Source organism: Planococcus sp. SE5232 (assembly GCF_050686535.1).
Classification (GTDB): domain Bacteria; phylum Bacillota; class Bacilli; order Bacillales_A; family Planococcaceae; genus Planococcus.
In genome coordinates this window covers 33,876-52,252 of sequence record NZ_JBOGCP010000001.1, presented here as the reverse complement: position 1 = coordinate 52,252, position 18,377 = coordinate 33,876, and the positions used below count along the sequence as shown (strand labels likewise).

At 46.4% G+C, this 18,377-nt stretch carries 18 protein-coding genes; 3 read left to right on the top strand and 15 right to left on the bottom strand.

Annotated features, from left to right (window positions below):
* Positions 1–24: 24 nt before the first annotated feature.
* Complete coding sequence (locus ACRC6Q_RS00250; protein ID WP_223636062.1) at positions 25–1,005, bottom strand: substrate-binding domain-containing protein; 981 nt, start codon at positions 1,003–1,005, stop codon at positions 25–27.
* Between the two features lie 117 nt (positions 1,006–1,122).
* Complete coding sequence (locus ACRC6Q_RS00245) at positions 1,123–2,112, bottom strand: LacI family DNA-binding transcriptional regulator (protein WP_431465461.1); 990 nt, start codon at positions 2,110–2,112, stop codon at positions 1,123–1,125.
* Between the two features lie 199 nt (positions 2,113–2,311).
* On the opposite strand from ACRC6Q_RS00245, the gene ACRC6Q_RS00240 reads away from it, so the two are divergent.
* On the top strand, positions 2,312–3,280 hold the full coding sequence (locus ACRC6Q_RS00240) for a sugar phosphate isomerase/epimerase family protein (protein WP_431465460.1): 969 nt from the start codon (positions 2,312–2,314) through the stop codon (positions 3,278–3,280).
* A 307-nt stretch (positions 3,281–3,587) separates the two neighbouring features.
* On the opposite strand, the gene ACRC6Q_RS00235 is transcribed toward ACRC6Q_RS00240, so the two are convergent.
* The 4 genes from ACRC6Q_RS00235 to ACRC6Q_RS00220 all read right to left on the bottom strand — a co-directional run bounded on the left by ACRC6Q_RS00235 (position 3,588) and on the right by ACRC6Q_RS00220 (position 6,661).
* Positions 3,588–4,784 carry a DUF4317 domain-containing protein gene (locus ACRC6Q_RS00235; protein WP_394121125.1) on the bottom strand — a complete coding sequence of 399 codons (1,197 nt, stop codon included), beginning with the start codon at positions 4,782–4,784 and terminating at the stop codon, positions 3,588–3,590.
* A gap of 153 nt (positions 4,785–4,937) precedes the next feature.
* On the bottom strand, positions 4,938–5,420 hold the full coding sequence (locus tag ACRC6Q_RS00230; RefSeq protein WP_223643383.1) for a nucleoside deaminase: 483 nt from the start codon (positions 5,418–5,420) through the stop codon (positions 4,938–4,940).
* 69 nt (positions 5,421–5,489) lie between these two features.
* Positions 5,490–6,107, bottom strand: a complete 618-nt coding sequence (locus ACRC6Q_RS00225; protein ID WP_431465459.1) for an NAD(P)-dependent oxidoreductase — start codon at positions 6,105–6,107, stop codon at positions 5,490–5,492.
* Between the two features lie 182 nt (positions 6,108–6,289).
* Positions 6,290–6,661 (bottom strand): winged helix-turn-helix transcriptional regulator, encoded by a 372-nt coding sequence (locus tag ACRC6Q_RS00220; protein WP_223643379.1) that lies wholly within the window; start codon positions 6,659–6,661, stop codon positions 6,290–6,292.
* Between the two features lie 217 nt (positions 6,662–6,878).
* Between ACRC6Q_RS00220 and fdhA the strand changes: the two genes are divergently transcribed.
* Together fdhA and ACRC6Q_RS00210 are read left to right on the top strand one after the other, a co-directional pair.
* Positions 6,879–8,096, top strand: a complete 1,218-nt coding sequence (gene fdhA, locus ACRC6Q_RS00215) for a formaldehyde dehydrogenase, glutathione-independent (RefSeq protein WP_223643377.1) — start codon at positions 6,879–6,881, stop codon at positions 8,094–8,096.
* A gap of 45 nt (positions 8,097–8,141) precedes the next feature.
* Positions 8,142–8,561 carry a GlcG/HbpS family heme-binding protein gene (locus tag ACRC6Q_RS00210; RefSeq protein WP_431465458.1) on the top strand — a complete coding sequence of 140 codons (420 nt, stop codon included), beginning with the start codon at positions 8,142–8,144 and terminating at the stop codon, positions 8,559–8,561.
* A gap of 140 nt (positions 8,562–8,701) precedes the next feature.
* Here ACRC6Q_RS00210 and rlmH read toward each other — a convergent pair whose 3' ends face one another.
* The 9 genes from rlmH to ACRC6Q_RS00165 all read right to left on the bottom strand — a co-directional run bounded on the left by rlmH (position 8,702) and on the right by ACRC6Q_RS00165 (position 18,352).
* A complete protein-coding gene (rlmH, locus tag ACRC6Q_RS00205; protein WP_142830272.1) occupies positions 8,702–9,181 on the bottom strand; it encodes a 23S rRNA (pseudouridine(1915)-N(3))-methyltransferase RlmH in 480 nt (159 codons plus the stop codon).
* Between the two features lie 89 nt (positions 9,182–9,270).
* The gene (locus tag ACRC6Q_RS00200; RefSeq protein ID WP_431465457.1) at positions 9,271–9,435 is read right to left on the bottom strand and encodes a CxxH/CxxC protein; all 165 of its coding nucleotides are present in this window, start codon (positions 9,433–9,435) and stop codon (positions 9,271–9,273) included.
* 380 nt (positions 9,436–9,815) lie between these two features.
* Positions 9,816–11,024: a S1C family serine protease gene (locus ACRC6Q_RS00195; RefSeq protein ID WP_431465456.1), complete on the bottom strand. Its 1,209-nt coding sequence runs from the start codon at positions 11,022–11,024 to the stop codon at positions 9,816–9,818.
* A gap of 411 nt (positions 11,025–11,435) precedes the next feature.
* The gene (locus ACRC6Q_RS00190) at positions 11,436–12,224 is read right to left on the bottom strand and encodes an MBL fold metallo-hydrolase (RefSeq protein WP_431465455.1); all 789 of its coding nucleotides are present in this window, start codon (positions 12,222–12,224) and stop codon (positions 11,436–11,438) included.
* A gap of 12 nt (positions 12,225–12,236) precedes the next feature.
* Positions 12,237–13,049, bottom strand: a complete 813-nt coding sequence (locus ACRC6Q_RS00185; protein WP_223643363.1) for a two-component system regulatory protein YycI — start codon at positions 13,047–13,049, stop codon at positions 12,237–12,239.
* Positions 13,036–14,367: a YycH family regulatory protein gene (locus ACRC6Q_RS00180; RefSeq protein ID WP_223643361.1), complete on the bottom strand. Its 1,332-nt coding sequence runs from the start codon at positions 14,365–14,367 to the stop codon at positions 13,036–13,038. Before ACRC6Q_RS00180 ends, ACRC6Q_RS00185 begins: the two co-directional genes overlap by 14 nt.
* On the bottom strand, positions 14,358–16,184 hold the full coding sequence (gene walK, locus ACRC6Q_RS00175) for a cell wall metabolism sensor histidine kinase WalK (RefSeq protein WP_431465454.1): 1,827 nt from the start codon (positions 16,182–16,184) through the stop codon (positions 14,358–14,360). The genes ACRC6Q_RS00180 and walK overlap by 10 nt, the downstream gene beginning before the upstream one ends.
* Before the next feature lie 4 nt (positions 16,185–16,188).
* Complete coding sequence (gene yycF / locus ACRC6Q_RS00170) at positions 16,189–16,896, bottom strand: response regulator YycF (protein WP_146555369.1); 708 nt, start codon at positions 16,894–16,896, stop codon at positions 16,189–16,191.
* Positions 16,897–17,074: 178 nt separating this feature from the next.
* On the bottom strand, positions 17,075–18,352 hold the full coding sequence (locus ACRC6Q_RS00165) for a peptidoglycan DD-metalloendopeptidase family protein (RefSeq protein ID WP_431465453.1): 1,278 nt from the start codon (positions 18,350–18,352) through the stop codon (positions 17,075–17,077).
* Positions 18,353–18,377: the final 25 nt, after the last annotated feature.

Sequence of the window (18,377 nt, the reverse complement as noted above, 5' to 3'; positions counted from 1 at the left end):
CCATTGCATTTCCCAGCAGTTCACTTAGAATTTCGATTCCGGATCGTAATACTCATCCACGTTTTCTTTTGTTACTTGCGTCGCTTCCTTCACGACCATCGATTCAGCCGGTTCTTCTCCTTGGGCAATGTCTGCCGCAATTTTCACCGCGTCTTCCACCATAGTCGGCGAGTAAAGGAATGTGGCTTTCATAAGTCCATCGTTTTGAATATCTTCAAAAACGCCTTTTGCTCCGCCTGCGCCTGTGACAAACTGGATATCCGTACGGCCTGCTTCTTCAATCGCCTGCAATACGCCTAGTGCCATGCCATCATCCTGTGTGAAGACCGCATCAATTTCTGGGTTTGCCTGCAGGATGTTCTGCATAACTTCCAGTGATGTCTCAGTCGAAAAATCTCCGCTTTGTGAAGCGATGATTTCCATACCCGGTTCGCTTTCAACGGCTTCTTTAAATCCTGAGCCCCGCTGTTCGGTCACAGAACTTGGGGGACCGGTGATTTCAACGATTTTCCCTTCGCCATTCAATTGTTCCACGAAGTATTTCCCGGCATTGACACCGATGCCTTCATTGTCCCCTTTGACCACTACCGTCGCTGCATCATTTTCAAGTTCACGGTCAACGATGACCAGCGGAATGCCGGCATCTTTAATTTTTTGTCCGACCGGACTTAAAGCCGCGGATTCGATCGGCAGCATGACAATAACATCCACTTCCTGCGCGATCAGGTCATCCACGTCGTTTGCCTGTGTGTTCGGGTCTGCTGCGTTGGTCATGACATAATCAATGCCTTCGCTTTCTTTTAAAGCCATCGCCTGCTGTTCAGCACTTTCGATCAATGCCCCCATCCAGCCGTGCGTTGCCGAAGGAAGTGAGATGCCAATCGTCAATTGCTCATCTCCTCCTCCTTCATCTGTTGAACCTGCATCCTCTGTTTCCGCGTTGCCGCATGCTGCCAATGCAAAAATTGTGATGATAGACAATAAAATGATCCATAATTTCTTCACTTTATTCACCCCTTCATTTTTTTATAAGCTCCCCTTTGATGCAAGCATTACATTAACAGCTAAGGCCAGCGCTCCACCATCAAACACGTTAATAATAGAGCGCTGAACTCAGCTGGTTCACCCCGTCGTCGATTCCCGTATAACCAGTTCGTGGCCTAAAACTACACTGTCCACGGTTTTCCCCTGTATCTTCTCAATCAGCATACGTGCCGCTACCGTTCCCATTTTATACATCGGCTGGGCGACTGTTGTCAGTGCCGGATTTGTCATATTGGAAAAATCAATCTTATCAAAACCGACTACGGCAATATCTTTCGGCACGTTGAGGCCTGCAGCATTGATTTCTTTGAGAGCACCGATCGCCAATAAATCTGAGACGGCAAATACTGCGGTCGGCCGGTCTTCTAACTGAAGAATTTTTTTCATAGCCAGCTGTCCTTGTTCAAAACCCAGTTCCTGCGTATAGAAGATATAATCCCCATTCAGCGGAATACCGTGTTCATCGAGTGCCCGCTCATAGCCCATCCGCCGTTCGCGGGCATAGAGGAATTTCTCATCGGAATTCATCAATGCGATTTTCCGGTGTCCGATCTGGATCAGATGCTTTACCGCACGATAAGAAGCTTCTTCGCTGTCGATGGTGACATATGGAATTCCAATGCCTCCTCCGTATTCACTGCATTGGATAATGGCGTAGTTTTCAGCAAGCTCTTTTAAGGTCTCCACGTTTACCGCAGGATCCATCGAAATAACCCCATCCGCCATCTTCTTCCGCAGCAAATCGAAATAAATCTCCTCCTTTTCCGGCTTCGAATCCGTTTCGCATAATAAAATACTGTAATTCTGGCTGAGTGCCATGTTTTCGATTCCTTTGATGATCTCAAAGTAGAATGGATTCGAAATCGTCGGAATCAGAATCAGTACAATGCGACTTTCCGAATTCCGCAGGTTTCGGCCGAGCATGCTTGGCTCATAGTTTAGATATTGAATCGCCTCCTCCACCTTCTGTTTTGTTTTGGCTGTTACTTTATCTTTTCCATTGAGCACCCGTGAGACCGTTGCAACTGAAACCCCTGCATACTTAGCCACTTGTTGGATGTTTGCCATATTCTTTCCTTCTTTCTCGTACGACCCTCTCGACCCGAAATGTAATCGATTACATTTTCATCTTAATTTATTCAGAATTATCTGTCAATAATCTTTTTTTAATTAAAAATACATTGATTTAAATACATTATTTCTATATGTTAATAATGTAACGGTTTACATGTCAGTATATTCAGAAAACAAGATTGGAGGGATTCTATTGAAATTGGGAGTCTTTACTGTATTATTTTCCGATAGAAACTTTGATGACATGCTCGCTTATGTATCTTCAAAAGGCATCGAGGCAATCGAACTTGGCACCGGCGGCTATCCAGGAGATGCTCATTGCAAATTGGATGAGCTGCTTGAAGATGAGGAAAAACAGAAAACTTTCACACAACAAATCAAAGATGCCGGCTTGATCATCAGCGCCCTCAGCTGCCATGCCAACCCGCTCCATCCGCAAAAGCAGATTGCGGGTCCTGTGGATGAATTGCTCGTCAAGACCCTGCAGCTGGCCTCAAAACTTGGAGTTCCGGTCGTCAACACATTTTCCGGCTGTCCCGGCGACCACGAAAACGCGCTGTACCCCAATTGGCCGGTCGCTGCATGGCCAAACGATTTCCAGGAAGTCCTGAAATGGCAGTGGGAAGAAAAGTTGATTCCTTATTGGAAAGAAAAAAACAGTCTCGCCGAATCGCTCAACGTCAAAATCGGCCTTGAACTCCACGGCGGCTTTTCCGTACACACTCCTGCAACCATGCTGCGGCTGCGTAACGCGTGCGGTCCGGCCATCGGGGCGAACTTGGACCCAAGCCATATGTGGTGGCAAGGCATCGATCCAGTAGAAGCCATCAAAATTCTTGGACGCGAAAACGCCATCCACCATTTCCATGCCAAGGACACCGTCATCGATCAACAGAACACCAACCGCAATGGCTTGACCGATATGACCGACTATTCCGAGATGAAAGATCGTGCGTGGTATTTCCGCACTGTTGGATTCGGCCACGATCAAAAAACATGGGCGGACATCATCAGCACCTTACGCCTCTACGACTACGATTATGTCGTCAGCATCGAACACGAGGACGGGCTGATGTCGATTAATGAAGGATTTACGAAAGCTGTAGAGAATTTGAAACCAGTTATGGTCAAAGAGTCTTTGGATGAGATGTGGTGGACATGACCAAGCCTCTCACTAAAGCTTACGGTTGAGTAACTTTCGATTGTTGTTCTGGAGAGTAAAAAGCGGAATCCTGTGGTGGATTCCGCTTTTTTTCTTGTTGATACAACAAGTACAGTACTCTCTATGAATTAAAAATAAAAGTGGTTAGATTAAAAGAGTGCTGCAGACTGTCAATCCCATCCATTAAAAGCCGAACCCTGTACTCTTCTGGAGAATGGAGGCAATCAAAATGATGAGGCTAAAACCTGCAATCTCCATAAAACACCTGTTTTCCCTATTACATCACCAGCCCAAGGATCAAGTTCCCCTACTCCAACTCTTCTTCCGCAAGCAGCTTGAACCCTTCGATCATCGTGTCTTCTTCCACTTCGATCAGGATACAGCGTTTGCCGTTGTAATTGACTTCTTTGACGTATCGTAAGTCTTGGGGACTGATCGCAATATTCGCGACTTTCGTGCTGATTTTGATGGATTTGGATGCATAGCTTGGCACGATATGGCTTGCTTTCATTTCATAGGTCTTGTCCTCCACCACCTGTTGGAATGCCCGCTCTACTTTTTCCGCGCTGACATCTTTTACACCGCTTGCCTTCAGCACACGTGTAATCTCAGTCGTATCCAAAATCGGCGCACTTTCTTCGTCGTCTTCACTTTCCTGTGCCACAACCAGCATCTGGTTGATTTCGTCGTATACGCCGGCGAGCGTTCTTGAATTCACTTCATCGCCGCCAATAACGGCTTTGACAATTTCTTCGAATACCGCTTTTTCTTCCTCAGCCGTAACAATTTCATCACCATTCAAGACATTCTCGATAAACTGGAAGTCCGGTTTATTGGCTTTGCCCGCTGCGTACAGGATGTGATGGATGTCTGCGGCGTTATCCGTAAAACTCGGGAACAAAAATCCTCCGATTGGCGAGCTTAGTTTAATGACGGGGTCGACCAGCACATTTGCCTTGTACTCCTTTTCGACAAAATCAAAGACCAGTGAACTTTTCGGCAATTCGGTTTGGTTCATGCTGCAGAGGATAAACGAAGTCGTATAGACTTCATCCCGCATGTCGATTTCCGTTTCGTCGGGCTGGCGTCTCGTCGTCTTAGAGTAATTTCCGCGGATGAACGTGACCACCATATCTTTTTCATAGGGGCGCTCTTCCACCATCTTCAAGGCGATGCGCTGCATATTCTCTTTCCATTCAGCAACCTCCGCGGCCTGAAGCCCTTCATACAGCAGCTTCTGCGTATGGTCCGCCTGTCCCTCTTCTTGCGGCTGGAATTTCACTTCGAACATTTTGGCATCCAGTTTCCCGCCTAAGACCTTTTTAAAGTTATCGAAAAACAATTCCTGCTGCTCGCGGTCCAACATGGCAAAGGAGCGGCTCTCCTCGTGGTAGATCTCTGTACTTTCCTGTTGGATGTAGATGTTATAGATTTCAGCGATTTTCAATAAATCGGTATCCAGTTTAAATCGTTTACGAATATCTGCTATATCTTTTTTGTTCATTTCCAATTCCAACTCCCTGGCTAATAAAATCCGTGTGATGCACAAAAAAAGAGCATCCAAAGCTTTGGTCAGCTTTTGACACTCTGTTATTATACCAATATTTTAGGCAAAGAAAGAAATAGAGCTACTATTCAAGTTAATGTCACAACCCGCTTAACGGCTCTCTTCCTGTAACCGCCGGTGAAGTTGATGGACCCGCTCTGCCAGTTCAGGAACTGGCCCGTCTACTGCTGCATCCTTGATCACTTCTTGTATCGGCAGATTCCGCACACGCGATGGCGTGGCGCCCATTTCGCTTCGCCAATCAGCCAATTGTGCAGATGAGCTTGCGTACACGATTCTTCCCAAGCCGACCAATCCGTGAGCCGCCGCACACATCGGGCAATGTTCTCCTGACGTATAAACCGTCGCTTTGCTTCTTTCTTCAGGAGACAAATGATTGGCCGCCCACCTTGCGATCGCAAACTCCGGATGCTGTGTATGGTCACCACCTGCCACGTGGTTATGGTCTTCAAATAGAACGTCTCCCGCAGCCGAAACAAGTACGGAACCGAATGGCTGGTCACCTTTCCCTAATGCGGTTTCCGCCAACTCCACACATCGCCGCAAATGCTTTAAATCTGTTTCGCTGATCATTGTCGACTCCTCCTTCGTGTGCTGTGCCTTACTACGGATTTTGTTGAATTCCGTAGTAGTTATACTGATTTAATGTGCAATTCCAATCGAGGTGGTTTCATACTTCTTGTCGTTCAATGCTTTTAGGATGAAATGGGCAACATCCGAACGTGAGATGGACTTCGATTTTTCCGGTACACCTTCCGCCGCTTCTCTGTACTTGCCTGAAAACGGACCATTCGTTAACCCCATCGGCCGAACAATTGTGTAGTCCAGTCCATGGGCTTCAATGTGATCAGTCGCAGCCCGGTGATCCTTCAGTGCATTCTTAAGCATACCCATCATCAACTTCCCGCTTATGCCCGGCAGTTCGTTGTAAATTCCTGCAGAGGCCGTGTAGACGATCCGTTTCACATCATGTTCCTGCATACCTGCCACGATATTTTTCACCATCTCTTGGAGCTCTGACGATTTCTTCATTCCCTGGCTCGAGCCTAAGCACGACACGACCGCGTCATGGCCCGCTATTGCCGCTGCCACTTCCGCTGGATTGAAGGCATCCCCTTGGACTACACTTAACTTCTCATGTGTAAGTTCAAGTTTTGAGGGCGTCCGTACAAACGCTGTGACGTCAAAACCATTCTCCACGGCTTGCTTCACGACGGATTGGCCTACACCGCCTGTTGCTCCGAAAACAATAATTTTCATAACAGTTCACCTTTCTTTCTCATCTTTAGGTAGAGCGTTACCTCTTCTTTGACTAAAATTATAACCATAAATCTGAGTTACTTATGGAATATGCAGACCGCAGCCCATCTACACGAAGGTCCAAATCAATCGGAGACCAGCAGTTCTTTTTGGAAATGAAAGAGGACCCCGCGAAGAGATCCTCACACATTCTTTGCAATCGGAAAGTGTTTGATGTTTTTCTTTCCCCATTCATCCATCATCAACACGATTGGAATTAGGCTTTCCCCCAAAGTTGTCAACGAATATTCCACCTTCGACGGAACTTCAGGAAATACTTTCCGATGAACAATACCATCCTCTTCTAACTCCCTGATTTGAGTAGTGAGCACCTTATGCGTAATTTTTGGAAGCAAACGTTTAATCTCGCTGAATCGTAAAACACCCTCTGTTCCTAAATAATAAATAATGATGATTTTCCATTTGCCGCTAATGATAGACAAGGTCAGTTCTTTTTCGCAATTAAATTCGCCATACTCAATTTCCCTTTTTATTTCTGACCGCAAATCATCCATGAGACTGCCCCTTCCTCCCATTTCTTCCTGAAAGTATCCTTTTGGTAACCTTCTCACAAAAAAGTGCGTTCTTCCAATAAAAAGAATTATAATTTAGAATAAACGGAAGATAGAGAATAGTTAATATAATCTATTACAGTTTCGTCCTTTCTCAGATGCTGGCCTTGGTGCAAAGAGTAAATCTGATATGTGCAAAATTGGATAGGAGATGACAGAAATGGCAGGAAACAGAGCGGTGGTATACAGAGGTGCTGGAAGTGTAGCGGTTGAAGACATTAGTTACCCTGAATTGATCATTAGAGACGGTCCCGGGGTAAATCCATTGAATGTAGGGCGCAAATGTGAACATGGAGTGATTGTAAAAATCGTTACAACGAATATTTGCGGAAGTGATCAACACATGGTGCGCGGCCGGACGACAGCTCCTGAAGGGCTCGTCCTCGGCCATGAAATAACAGGCGAAGTCATTGAAGTGGGCCGTGATGTTGAATTCATTAAAAAAGGCGACCTCGTGTCTGTCCCATTTAATATTGCTTGCGGCCGCTGCCGCAGTTGTAAAGAGCAAGATACCCATATTTGCGAGAACGTAAATCCGGATCGCCCAGGTTCTGCTTATGGCTACGTCGACATGGGCGGTTGGGTCGGTGGCCAATCGGAATATGTCATGGTCCCTTACGCAGATTTCCAATTGCTGAAATTTCCGGACAAAGATCAGGCGATGGAAAAAATACTGGATCTAACGATGCTTTCTGATATTTTCCCGACAGGCTATCATGGTGCCGTGAGTGCTGGTGTAAAACCAGGGTCTACTGTCTATGTTGCCGGGGCTGGCCCTGTAGGCTTAGCCGCTGCCCATTCTGCCCAACTGCTGGGTGCATCTGTTGTCATCGTGGGTGATTTAAACAAGGAGCGACTTGCACAGGCCCATAGTTTTGGCTGTGAAACCGTAAACCTTCGGGAACATCCAGATCTTGGGGAGCAAATCGCTCAAATCCTGGGTGTCCCAGAAGTGGATTGCGCGATTGATTGCGTCGGCTTTGAAGCTAGTGGACATGGCGAGGGAGCCGGTGAAGCACCAGCTATTGTATTAAATTCCATTATGGAAGTTACGCGTGCAGGTGGACGTCTTGGTATACCTGGACTCTATGTAACCGGTGATCCAGGTGCTTCCGACGAGGATGCAAAAATCGGAACCTTAAAGGTGCGCCTAGGACTTGGTTGGGCAAAAGCACATACTTTTGTAACAGGCCAGACTCCAGTGATGCGGTACCATCGTGACTTGATGATGTCGATTTTAAGCGGTAAAGCACAAATTGCCAAAGCGGTAAATGCAACGGTGATCACTTTAGACCAAGCACCGGAAGCATACGCTGAATTTGACCAAGGCGCTTCCAAAAAGTTTGTCATCGATCCTCATGGAAATTTTAATAAGTAAGATATTTTCCTATATGCTCATAGAAAAACAAGGAGGTTCTTTCTTATGAATAAAATTACATTGGAATTGGCAAAGAAAGTGATTGCTGGTGCTGAAGAAGAAGCCACTAAACTCGGCATTGCCATGGTCATTTCTGTTGTGGATGATGGCGGCAACCTAGTTGCCGTTCACCGGATGGATGATGCTTGGTTGGCGAGTATCGACATCGCCCAAAACAAAGCATGGACATCCGTAGCCCTAAAAATGCCAACAGGAAACCTGGCGGATGCGACCGTTCCTGCAGCTGAACTTTATGGGTTGAATACAACCAACAACGGTCGCCTCGTCGTTTTTGGCGGGGGAATCCCGCTTGTCATCGATGACAAAGTAGTGGGTGCCATCGGCGTCAGTGGAAGTTCAGTGCCTCATGATGTGCAAGTTGCAGAAGCCGGTGCAAATGTATTTAATGAGCAAGCAACGTCGTGAAAGTTTCTGTATTTCATTTTTAAATGTAAAGAAGCGCCAAGAGGATGATCCTGGCGCTTCTTTTATTTTGTCGGGAGAGGCAGAACAAAAGAGCAGGACTTGCTCCTTACTTTCGTGCGTACACTGTTAGAAAACCTTATTTACTTGTGATACGGTTCACCCTTCATAATCCGGAAAGCCCGATAAACCTGCTCCACCAAAATCAACCTCATCAACTGATGCGGAAACGTCATCTTCGAAAACGACAGTTTTTCATCCGCCCGCTTCAATACTTCATCATGCAGCCCCAAAGATCCGCCGATGACAAAGACGATTTTGCTGCGGCCGTAGGTCATCAGCGATTCGATGTCTTTTGCCAGCTGCTCGGAGGTTTTCATTTTGCCGTCGATCGCCAACGCAATAACATATGCATCCGGGGAAATTTTCGCCAAAATCCGCTCCGCTTCCTTCTTTTTGACGATTTCCATATCCGCCTCGCTCAATTGTTCCGGCGCTTTTTCGTCTGCTACTTCGATTTCATTTATCTTTGTATAGCTTCCCAGCCGTTTTGTGTACTCTTCAATACCCGACTTCAAGTATTTTTCCTTCAGCTTTCCCACACTGATAATTGAGATATTCACATGTTATCCCCCTTCACAATAAATTTACAAACAAGTTACACACAAATGTTATACACATATCCACAGGTTTTTCTACATCTTGTGCCCGATCACTCGTTTGCCACAAGATACGTTGCAGCCTCTTCACAATAGTCGCAGACTGTGGATAACTTTTCTGTTTCTGATAATTCTGTAAGTATTGGATAGCTTTTCGTCTCTGCTACGAACATGTCCAACGCATGATCTACATGGGTTTTACAGCATTTTATCTCCATTTTTTACACCTCTTTCGATTTCCGAATATTCCACACAGTTATGCACATTTCATCACCTTTTATCCACAACCCATTTTAACAGAAGAAAAGAGCTACGGATAGCGAAGCTTTTCTCCCGCTGTGGATTGTTAATAAAAAATTTACAGTCAAAAAGTTATCCACACACTCTTTTTCCATTCTCGAACAATACATGCTGTGATTAATCTACCGCATTTGCAATTTCGAATAGTATTACACCAAAGCTTATCAGCAAAACAATAGTTTATATTTTAACTCCCTTTGAAGAAACAACGGAAGGCGCTCGATTGTCCACCTAAAGTCTTTCTTAACCTAAACAGCAAAAAACCCGCGTAGAATCGAAATTCTACACGGGTTCACTCCTATAAAGCTGAATTATCAACAAGCTCCAACTCAAACTCCATCAATTCGCCATCACGGTAAGCACTTACCGTCATCGTGTCGCCAATTTCTTTTTCATTGTACAGATGCTGGCGCAATTCGATGATATCCGTTATCGCTACACCATCCATCTCCACAATGACGTCATACTGCGCCATTCCGGCTTCATCTGCGGCTGATCCATCTACAACTGAATTAACGACAACACCTTGTGTTACGTCTTCAGGCAAGTTTAAGGTGTCCTCGCGGTGCATTTGAGGCACTTGAGCAAGATCCATCAATGTAATCCCCATTGCCGGACGAATCATTTCGCCGTTTTCTTCAAGTGAACGGATAACCGGCATAGCGGAATTGATCGGAATCGAAAAGCCGATGCCTTCCACTGCTGAGGTAGCGATCTTCATGGAATTGATGCCGATCAGCTGACCTGCCAGGTTAACAAGCGCACCGCCACTGTTGCCGGGATTGATCGCAGCATCCGTCTGCAGCACTTCCGCCTGCCAGTCCTCCTGACCATCCCCGTCCAAATCCACCGGGACTGCTCGATCTGTTCCGGACACGACGCCTGTTGTCACCGAGCCCGAGAAATCAAGGCCCAGCGGATTGCCGATGGCGATGACGGTCTCTCCTTGTTTTAAGGCATCCGAATCACCGAATTGGGCAACACCCTGTACATTAGCTCCATCCATCTCCAAAACAGCAAGGTCGGTCCAGATGTCGCTCCCGACCAAAGTCGCTTCCACTTTAGAACCATCAGAAAGCGTCACTTCTATGCCACTGGCACCGTCGATCACGTGATGGTTAGTGACGACATAAGCTGTTCCATCTTCATTTTTATAAATGACGCCTGACCCGGTTCCAACTTCCTGCTCCTGTTGAGGCTGAGGTGATTGGGACCAGAAATCACCGACCGCTTGCAAATTTGTAACTCCTACTACAGCATCCGCTGCAATTTCAACCGCCTCTGTCACATCCGTCGTAATTTCGACTGAAACCGACTCGGATTGCCCCTCGGATTCCTGTTGGACGATTTGCGTTTCACTGCCCGTATCGGGTCTCAGCTCTGGCATCGTATAGAACAACAACCATACCAATAAAGCACCGGCCGCCACTCCCGCCAGCCCTGCAGCAAATGCGCCCAAACGGCTCGGCTTTTGCCTGCCACTCGGTGTCTGATTGTAATAGCCCATTGCCTTCATCCTTTCTCTTCTTCTATCTCTTTAACCTTAGTTTAGAAAGTTGAAACAGACAAAGCAAGCTGGAAGAGTTTCCGGCTTTTTTAGATTTTAAAATTAGGAATTATACTATCTAAGTCGGACTAAAGAAATGAGCTTTCACTCAACGCTTCGGACACTTTGGGCATGGCTCCCGCAAGAAGCCCAGCCCTTGAACGCGCCGGCGTTAAGAGATATAGTGAATTCGAAGTGAGCCTCTGTGCCTCCACTATATTCATAAAAGATATGGAGCTGATTTGTGGAATATCAGCAGGTGAAAATCTTTAGTTCACCTTATATATTCATCTTCTTAGAAACCGCTTCGCCAATTTGTCTATCTCCCTCCAACCAAAAACAGCCGGAAGCTGATCCGCTTCCGGCCGTTAGTTACACAACAATTAATTTAGTTGGGATATTGGCATCCGTATCGAGAAGGTCGACATACTCGCCAACGATGATGCCTTTTGTCTGCAGGGTCTGTTCGACGCTCATGCGTGCCAGGTCCTTCATGTTATTGTCTTTGCTCAAATGCGACAGGTAAATTCGGGTCGGTTTTTCAGCAAGCACTTCGCTCATGGCGACTGCTGCATCTTCATTGGAGACGTGGCCGACATCGCTGAGAATCCGGCGTTTGACAGACCATGGATAGCGGCCCATCTGGAGCATGCCGACATCATGATTGCTTTCAAACACATAGGAATCGGACGCCTGAATCACGCCTTTCATCCGGTCGCTGACATAGCCGGTATCGGTAATCAGCGACAACTTCCGGCCGCCCGCATGAAAAACGTAGAACATCGGATCTGCTGCATCGTGGGACACGGCAAAGGATTCAATATCCAGCGAACCGAAGGTCTTCACAGTATCCATATCAAAATGGAAACGCTGTTCGACCGGAACCGCTCCGATCAGTCCGTCCATTGCTGTCCAGGTTTTGGCATTGGCATAAATGGGCACCTTGTGTTTGCGCGCAACGATGCCAAGCCCTTTGATATGGTCACTATGTTCATGCGTGACCAAAATTCCATCCAAATCGCTCATTTTCTTGCCGATTGCCGCAAACAGCTCTTCCATCTTGCGGCCGCTGAGTCCCGCATCGACCAGGAAGGAATGTTCCCCATTTTCTATATAAGTGGCATTGCCGCTTGAGCCGCTGGCTAATACACTGAATTGCATAGCAAAATCTCCTTACTCTACTTCTTCCTCTTGTTGTTTGTTCAACTCGATGACGCCATCTTTTACGGCATTCACGAAAAAGTCCTGACGGCTGCCATCGGAAAGCTCCGCTTGAATATGCCAGGTCGGTACAAACATATGGCGATTTTCCGATACTTGTACATGGACGGAATAGCCCAACTCGGTTTTCGTAATCGCCAATTCACGTTCCAGCATATTTTTTTGGTAAAGCGTGTGAATCGCTCTGATGGCGGACACTAATTCTTTCGGTTCTTCGTTTTCAATAATATCCGTGAACATCGTTTGTTCGTAACGGACAATATTCCCTGCATTATCCCAGTAAACGGTCAATTTCCCATCTTTGCTAAGGTATAGCGTATCCCCTTCAAAGCTTTGGAAAAAGACAGCTTTGTTTTGTTCTTCATCGATTTCCCATAATTCGTAGGAAGCACCTTCATGAACATTTTCTTCAACGAACATCGTCAAGGCTTCCGCGCTTTCTTCTCCCCCTGTCAGGGGAACAGGCGCTTCATAGGCAACCTGCAACTGTTTCCCATCTTGGATATTGACCTGAACATTTTCTTGTGGTGCTTCTTTAGCAGTGAGCAGTTTCGTTTCCCCGCGAATATACGGCATGCTCTCGGTAATTTCCGGCAGATTCGAATAGGTGATTTCGTCACCTTTCATTTTTTCCTCCACTGAAGATTCCGAAAGGACTTCCGTGTTTTTGGATTCTGTATAACGGTCCAAATACAAGGAATACAAAAAGACGTTCAAAATAGAAAAGACAATGATAAAGATCGTCTTGGTTTTATTCCAATCCAAGTTTACGCCCTCCTGTCAATTCGCTCGTCAGTTCGGTCCATACACCATTCACTTCGAAATACCATGCCGGCTCAAAAGTGATCAAACGCTCTTCACTTCTCGTCAACTTATAGGCAGGGGCAATCGCCGTTACATCGGATGGATCCTGATCGTCCATTTCTGTGATGGCTTTTAGAACCGCTTCTCCGGAAGCCAGGATGGCCACTCTTTTCTCAGCTTCAGAATCCAGCTGGTAGGTCGGACGAAGATAGCTGTAAACCTGCTCCTCGCCAGCGTCTATCCCCCATATGATATCCAAGCTGGTTGTGGTGCTGGTACTGAAAACCGGTAAATCTTCTACATACAATTGATACTTGATTTGCTGGCTCACCGAATTCATTCCGGCGTAGAAATAATCATCCGTCCAGCCGCCATGTTCATTGATATAGCCGAAGGAATCGAATAACAGGTCGGAAGGAATTGCCGGATCGGAAGTTTCAGCTTTCGGCTGAATATAGCTGATGCTTTTGTTGGCCGAATTCTCCCTCATCAGCGCACCGGAATCATCTTTGTATTCCTGTGTCGTTAAATCTGCTGACAATGCCAGCCCCGGGCTGTCGAGCAAAGCTTCAGCAAATTTTGCAGTCGGTGTTTCTTCCAGTACGTAATAGATGCTGGATTTCTCGACTTCGTCTTCCTGTACATAAATCGGTAAGGGCCCGATTTTTTCATCAGTAATATAAGGTTCGTAGTCAACCGTTTCCGGTAAAATGTCAGCTTGGAATTGGCGCAGATCTTCTGCCGGAACAGCGGCTTTATAAATTCTCCCCGATAGGCTATTGATGAAATACAAAGCCGGACGATCGTTAGCCGGAGCTTCCCATTCAATGACGATCCGGTCAAATGAAGATTCAGGAATCGCCGTATCGACAATATTGGTGATCGAATCGAATACCGGAAAAGGAACCACGCCCGGGTAGTAGATAACGGCACGGTTCGCGCTATGCATATAGGATTCCAGCGTCGCAGGAGTCGCATCTTCCTGTACCACTCTTATATCTTGGATCTCCCATAGTTTCAGAGAGTCGATCAGCAGATTGATATTGCTTTGTTCAGTAGTTCCTCTAACCGTATCCTCAGTATGAAACAGTAATTTTACAGGCCTGACAACTTCCTCAGGATTTTTGGTTTGTGCGATCGGCTCATCCACTGTAGTCGACGGCTCGATGGTTTCGTGTGTAGGAGTGAAAGTCCAGATGGTGAAGGTCAATGCCAGACTGAGCAGGATCAGCAAAAGTAACGCAAACGATTTAATTTGCTCTACATATTTCAATCCCACTCACTCCCATCGTCCATCTCGAAAGGCAGTGTAAAGAAAATAGTCGTTCCTTTTCCATACTTGCTCTCTGCCCAGATGACGCCTCCATGTGCATTGATCATTTCTTTTGAAATGGCCAACCCTAAACCAGTCCCGCCCATTTCACGGGATCTTGCGCGATCGACACGGTAAAAACGATCAAAAATACGATCTACATTTTCTTTCGGAATCCCCATTCCTTCATCACTGATTTGGATCAATAAAAATCCTTCTTCCACAGTCATGCCAAAGCGGATTTTTCCGCCTTCCGGAGAATATTTCAACGCATTGGAAATAATATTATCAATTACCTGCGTCAGTTTGTCAGGATCGATTTCCACAAAATACTGTTCTTTGGGCAAATGCCGTTCAAAACGCACTTTTTGTGATTTCGACATTTCAAAACGGTCGATGATTCGGTTGAAAAAGACATTGAACTCGACCATTTCCTTGCTCATTTCGGTTTCGCTGGAGTCCATTTTTGATAACTTCAGCAAATCATTGACGAGCCGGATCATCCGCTCTGTTTCTGTCTGCGTGACATTCAGGAAGTTCGGAGCCAGATTCGGATCCTGCCACGCGCCATCAGCCAATGCTTCCAGGTAACTGCGCATAGTGGTCAAAGGCGTCCGCAATTCGTGCGATACATTGGCCACGAATTCACGGCGTTCCATATCGATTTTTTCCTGCTCGGTATTGTCATGCAAAACTGCAATCAACCCGTTGACAAAGCCGGTCTCTTTTTGAATGACCGAAAATGTCGTTCGCAATAAGGTACTTTGTTCGTGTGAACCGAAATCAAGTGTTACTGCCTCTTTCATATCGATCAAGTCTTCAAACGTATATTCTTCTTCCAACCCCAATATGCTCGTTACCGGGCGATTAATCACCGTTTCACGTGAAACATTAAGCAATTGGAGCGCAGGGTCATTGATCAGGATGATTCGGCCTCTTCTATCTGTCGACAGCACGCCATCCGTCATATTGGAAAGGACCGACGCCAGTTTGCGACGCTCACTTTCGGTCGACTGCTGGGATTCCTGCAGCCTGTTCGTCAAATGGTTGAAGGCCCGGGCAAGCTGGCCGATTTCGTCATCGCTGTACACCCGTACTTTACGCGAGAAATTCCCTTTTGCCATGGCCTGTGCCTGCTTGCGCATATCCGCAATCGGCCGTGAAATCGTCTGGGCGACCAGGATTCCTAAAATTGCCGTGATGACCAGGGAAATGGCGGTGCCTCCCGCGAGTATGGAATTGATATCGTCCATTTGGTCATAGACGTTTTCAATTTCCGCTACAACGTATAAGGTACCAAGAACCTCGCCGCCTGCTGCAATAATCGGCTGGGTTCGCACCCAAACCCGCTCTTCGCTGTCTGGGTCGACGTAGGTCTGTTCCATTTCGGTTTCTCCGATAATGGTTTGCCGTACCAGGTCGGTTGTCGATCGTTGGCCGACCAACGATTGGTTTTCGATGTCCGAAGACGCCAAAATACTGTAGCGTGTGTTGACGACGCGGATTTCATTGATATCATCCGATTGGAAACCATATAACACTGTCCGCAGCGTCTGCTCAAGCGTCAAATCTTCCTCTGTACGTTCTTTGATCATTTCTTCCCGCACACTGAATTCGATGATTTCCATCCGGTCTTCAATAGAGCTTTCAAAATTCCCTTTCAGGGTTTCTTCAAGCTGTTGGGCAAAATAAAGTCCGATAATCTGCATGGCTAAAAGAATCAGCAGAATATAGATCAAAACAAATTTTACATGTATCGATTTTAAAAAGTTTACTTTTGACATTCAGTTACTCCTGTTCAGGATTTCGCAAATAATACCCGACACCGCGACGCGTTACGATCCATGCTGGATGGCTCGGGTTGTCTTCGATTTTTTCACGCAATCGGCGAATCGTGACATCCACTGTCCGAACATCGCCGAAATAATCATATCCCCATACCGTCTGCAGCAAATGCTCGCGCGTCATCACCTGGCCGATATGCTTGCCGAGGTAATGCAGCAATTCGAATTCACGGTGGGTCAATTCAATGGTTTCTTCACGCTTCAACACAAGATAGGCATCGGGCTGAATCGTTAGTGAGCCGACTTGGATATCGTTTGAGTTTTGGCCTTCTTCTTCAGCCGGCGCAATATTTTGGCGGCGCAAATTCGCTTTCACGCGTGCAATCAATTCACGGGTCGAGAAAGGTTTGGTGACATAATCATCCGCACCCAATTCCAGGCCGAGAACTTTATCGATCTCCGAGTCTTTTGCCGTCAGCATAATGATTGGAAAGTCGAATTTCTTCCGGATTTCACGGCATACTTCCATGCCATCACGATTTGGCAGCATAATATCCAACAACATCAAGTCCGGTTGGATTTCTCCCGCTATCTTGATCGCTTCATCTCCATCATAAGCACACACTACATTAAAGCCTTCTTTTTTTAAGTTGAACTGCAGAATGTCTGCAATCGGTTTCTCATCGTCTACAACCAGAATGGTTTTGCTCATCATTAATTCTCCCCTTTTTCTTCCCGCTTACACCCTTTTTTCTTTTCGTTGCACATTCTTTACTACCCTATACTTTATCATTGTTTAGGCCATTTCGCACCTATCAGCGGCTAAGCCCCTGTCCAGCCCCATTAGACACAAAGAAAAACCGCCCATTGCCATGGCGCGGTTCTGAACATCAAGATGAGATATAATTTAGTGGATTTTGGGTAACACCATTCAATGAGATTTCCAAATGCAGGTGGAGACCTGTCGAGCGTCCCGTATTCCCCATTTCCCCTAGCTTGGTGCCTTTTGGAACTGTGTCCCCTACCTTTACATCAATCGCTGACAGATGGGCATAGATCGTCTCGTAGCCATTTTGGTGATCGACCACTACACGATTGCCGAATGTCCCTGCAGCTCCTGCAGCCTTCACAACTCCATGGTCTGCAGATTTGATGGCAAGGCCATCCGGCTGGGCAATATCGATGCCGTTATGCATCCTGCCCCAGCGCTGCCCACGCTCACTCGAAATATAGCCGCCTTCAGCCGGCCATGCAAATCTTCCGGTTCCTACTGCAGGGAGTTCTTTAATGCCGTTCAACTTAATTTCTTCTACAGGCTTTTTGGTTATTTCTTCCCTATCTTTTACGCGCTCCAGCTGCTTGCCGTTTTCTTCAGTGATCGTATAGCTCACGGTCTTCTCGCCTTTTTTCCCTTTTTGATCCACTTTTGTTTTTCCGATAAACAGGTTTTTATTATCTTTTTCAACGACTTTGTAATCGATCGCTTCTTTTTCTTTTTGTTCTTTCTTCACAGTGACCTTCACTTTGGCTTCATCCAAGAGAAAAGCCGCTGCCTGTTCCGGGGTCTTGACGATTTCCGGATCGACCTGTTTGGTCACACCCCATATTTTTTGATCGATGGCCACATCCGTGATGCGTGTTTTTCCAGCTTTCAGTTCAGGCAGGCTTTCCTCAGAAGCCTGTTGATCTTCCCAAGCTTTCAATTCCGGTTCAGGCACAGCCGCAAGCTTCAAGTGCCTGATGGTTTCTTCATACGCTGCCCGGTCCTTTAAATAAACCGTCAATTCATCGTCGACTGCGAGGGCAAAGGCTGATGCCTGGATCGCCAATTGATCATCCAGCCGCTCCAATGCCTCTTCCTCATCAGCCGCATTCGGTGAAAAGCTCTGCTCCGTCACCACATTGAACTCTTCGCTTGGTTCCAGCTTCAACTCTTTGAACTTTTGGTCCGCTGCCGCCAGCTTGTCATCAACCAGCTCTTCAATCGACTCCTCCTGTGAAACCGCGCCAAGGTACTCACCCTCGCTGTACAAATGATGAATCGTTTCAAATTCTTCTTTTGGATTTTCCGCAAATATTGTATTCGCTCCAATCACTGACAGCAACAGCGCCGCTGCAGCCCCCAGCTTCAATTGAAGCCCTTTATTTTCTTTCAAAGTGAATTTCATGTCTTGGTTAACTCCTTCATAACGA

Coding starts and splice junctions, on each gene's coding strand:
- ACRC6Q_RS00245 (WP_431465461.1), bottom strand. CDS start 2,112: ATGGCAAACATCCAACAAGTGGCTAAGTATGCAGGGGTTTCAGTTGCA.
- ACRC6Q_RS00235 (WP_394121125.1), bottom strand. CDS start 4,784: ATGAACAAAAAAGATATAGCAGATATTCGTAAACGATTTAAACTGGAT.
- ACRC6Q_RS00230 (WP_223643383.1), bottom strand. CDS start 5,420: ATGATCAGCGAAACAGATTTAAAGCATTTGCGGCGATGTGTGGAGTTG.
- ACRC6Q_RS00225 (WP_431465459.1), bottom strand. CDS start 6,107: ATGAAAATTATTGTTTTCGGAGCAACAGGCGGTGTAGGCCAATCCGTC.
- ACRC6Q_RS00220 (WP_223643379.1), bottom strand. CDS start 6,661: ATGGATGATTTGCGGTCAGAAATAAAAAGGGAAATTGAGTATGGCGAA.
- fdhA (WP_223643377.1), top strand. CDS start 6,879: ATGGCAGGAAACAGAGCGGTGGTATACAGAGGTGCTGGAAGTGTAGCG.
- ACRC6Q_RS00210 (WP_431465458.1), top strand. CDS start 8,142: ATGAATAAAATTACATTGGAATTGGCAAAGAAAGTGATTGCTGGTGCT.
- ACRC6Q_RS00200 (WP_431465457.1), bottom strand. CDS start 9,435: ATGGAGATAAAATGCTGTAAAACCCATGTAGATCATGCGTTGGACATG.
- ACRC6Q_RS00195 (WP_431465456.1), bottom strand. CDS start 11,024: ATGGGCTATTACAATCAGACACCGAGTGGCAGGCAAAAGCCGAGCCGT.
- ACRC6Q_RS00190 (WP_431465455.1), bottom strand. CDS start 12,224: ATGCAATTCAGTGTATTAGCCAGCGGCTCAAGCGGCAATGCCACTTAT.
- walK (WP_431465454.1), bottom strand. CDS start 16,184: ATGTCAAAAGTAAACTTTTTAAAATCGATACATGTAAAATTTGTTTTG.
- yycF (WP_146555369.1), bottom strand. CDS start 16,896: ATGAGCAAAACCATTCTGGTTGTAGACGATGAGAAACCGATTGCAGAC.
- ACRC6Q_RS00165 (WP_431465453.1), bottom strand. CDS start 18,352: ATGAAATTCACTTTGAAAGAAAATAAAGGGCTTCAATTGAAGCTGGGG.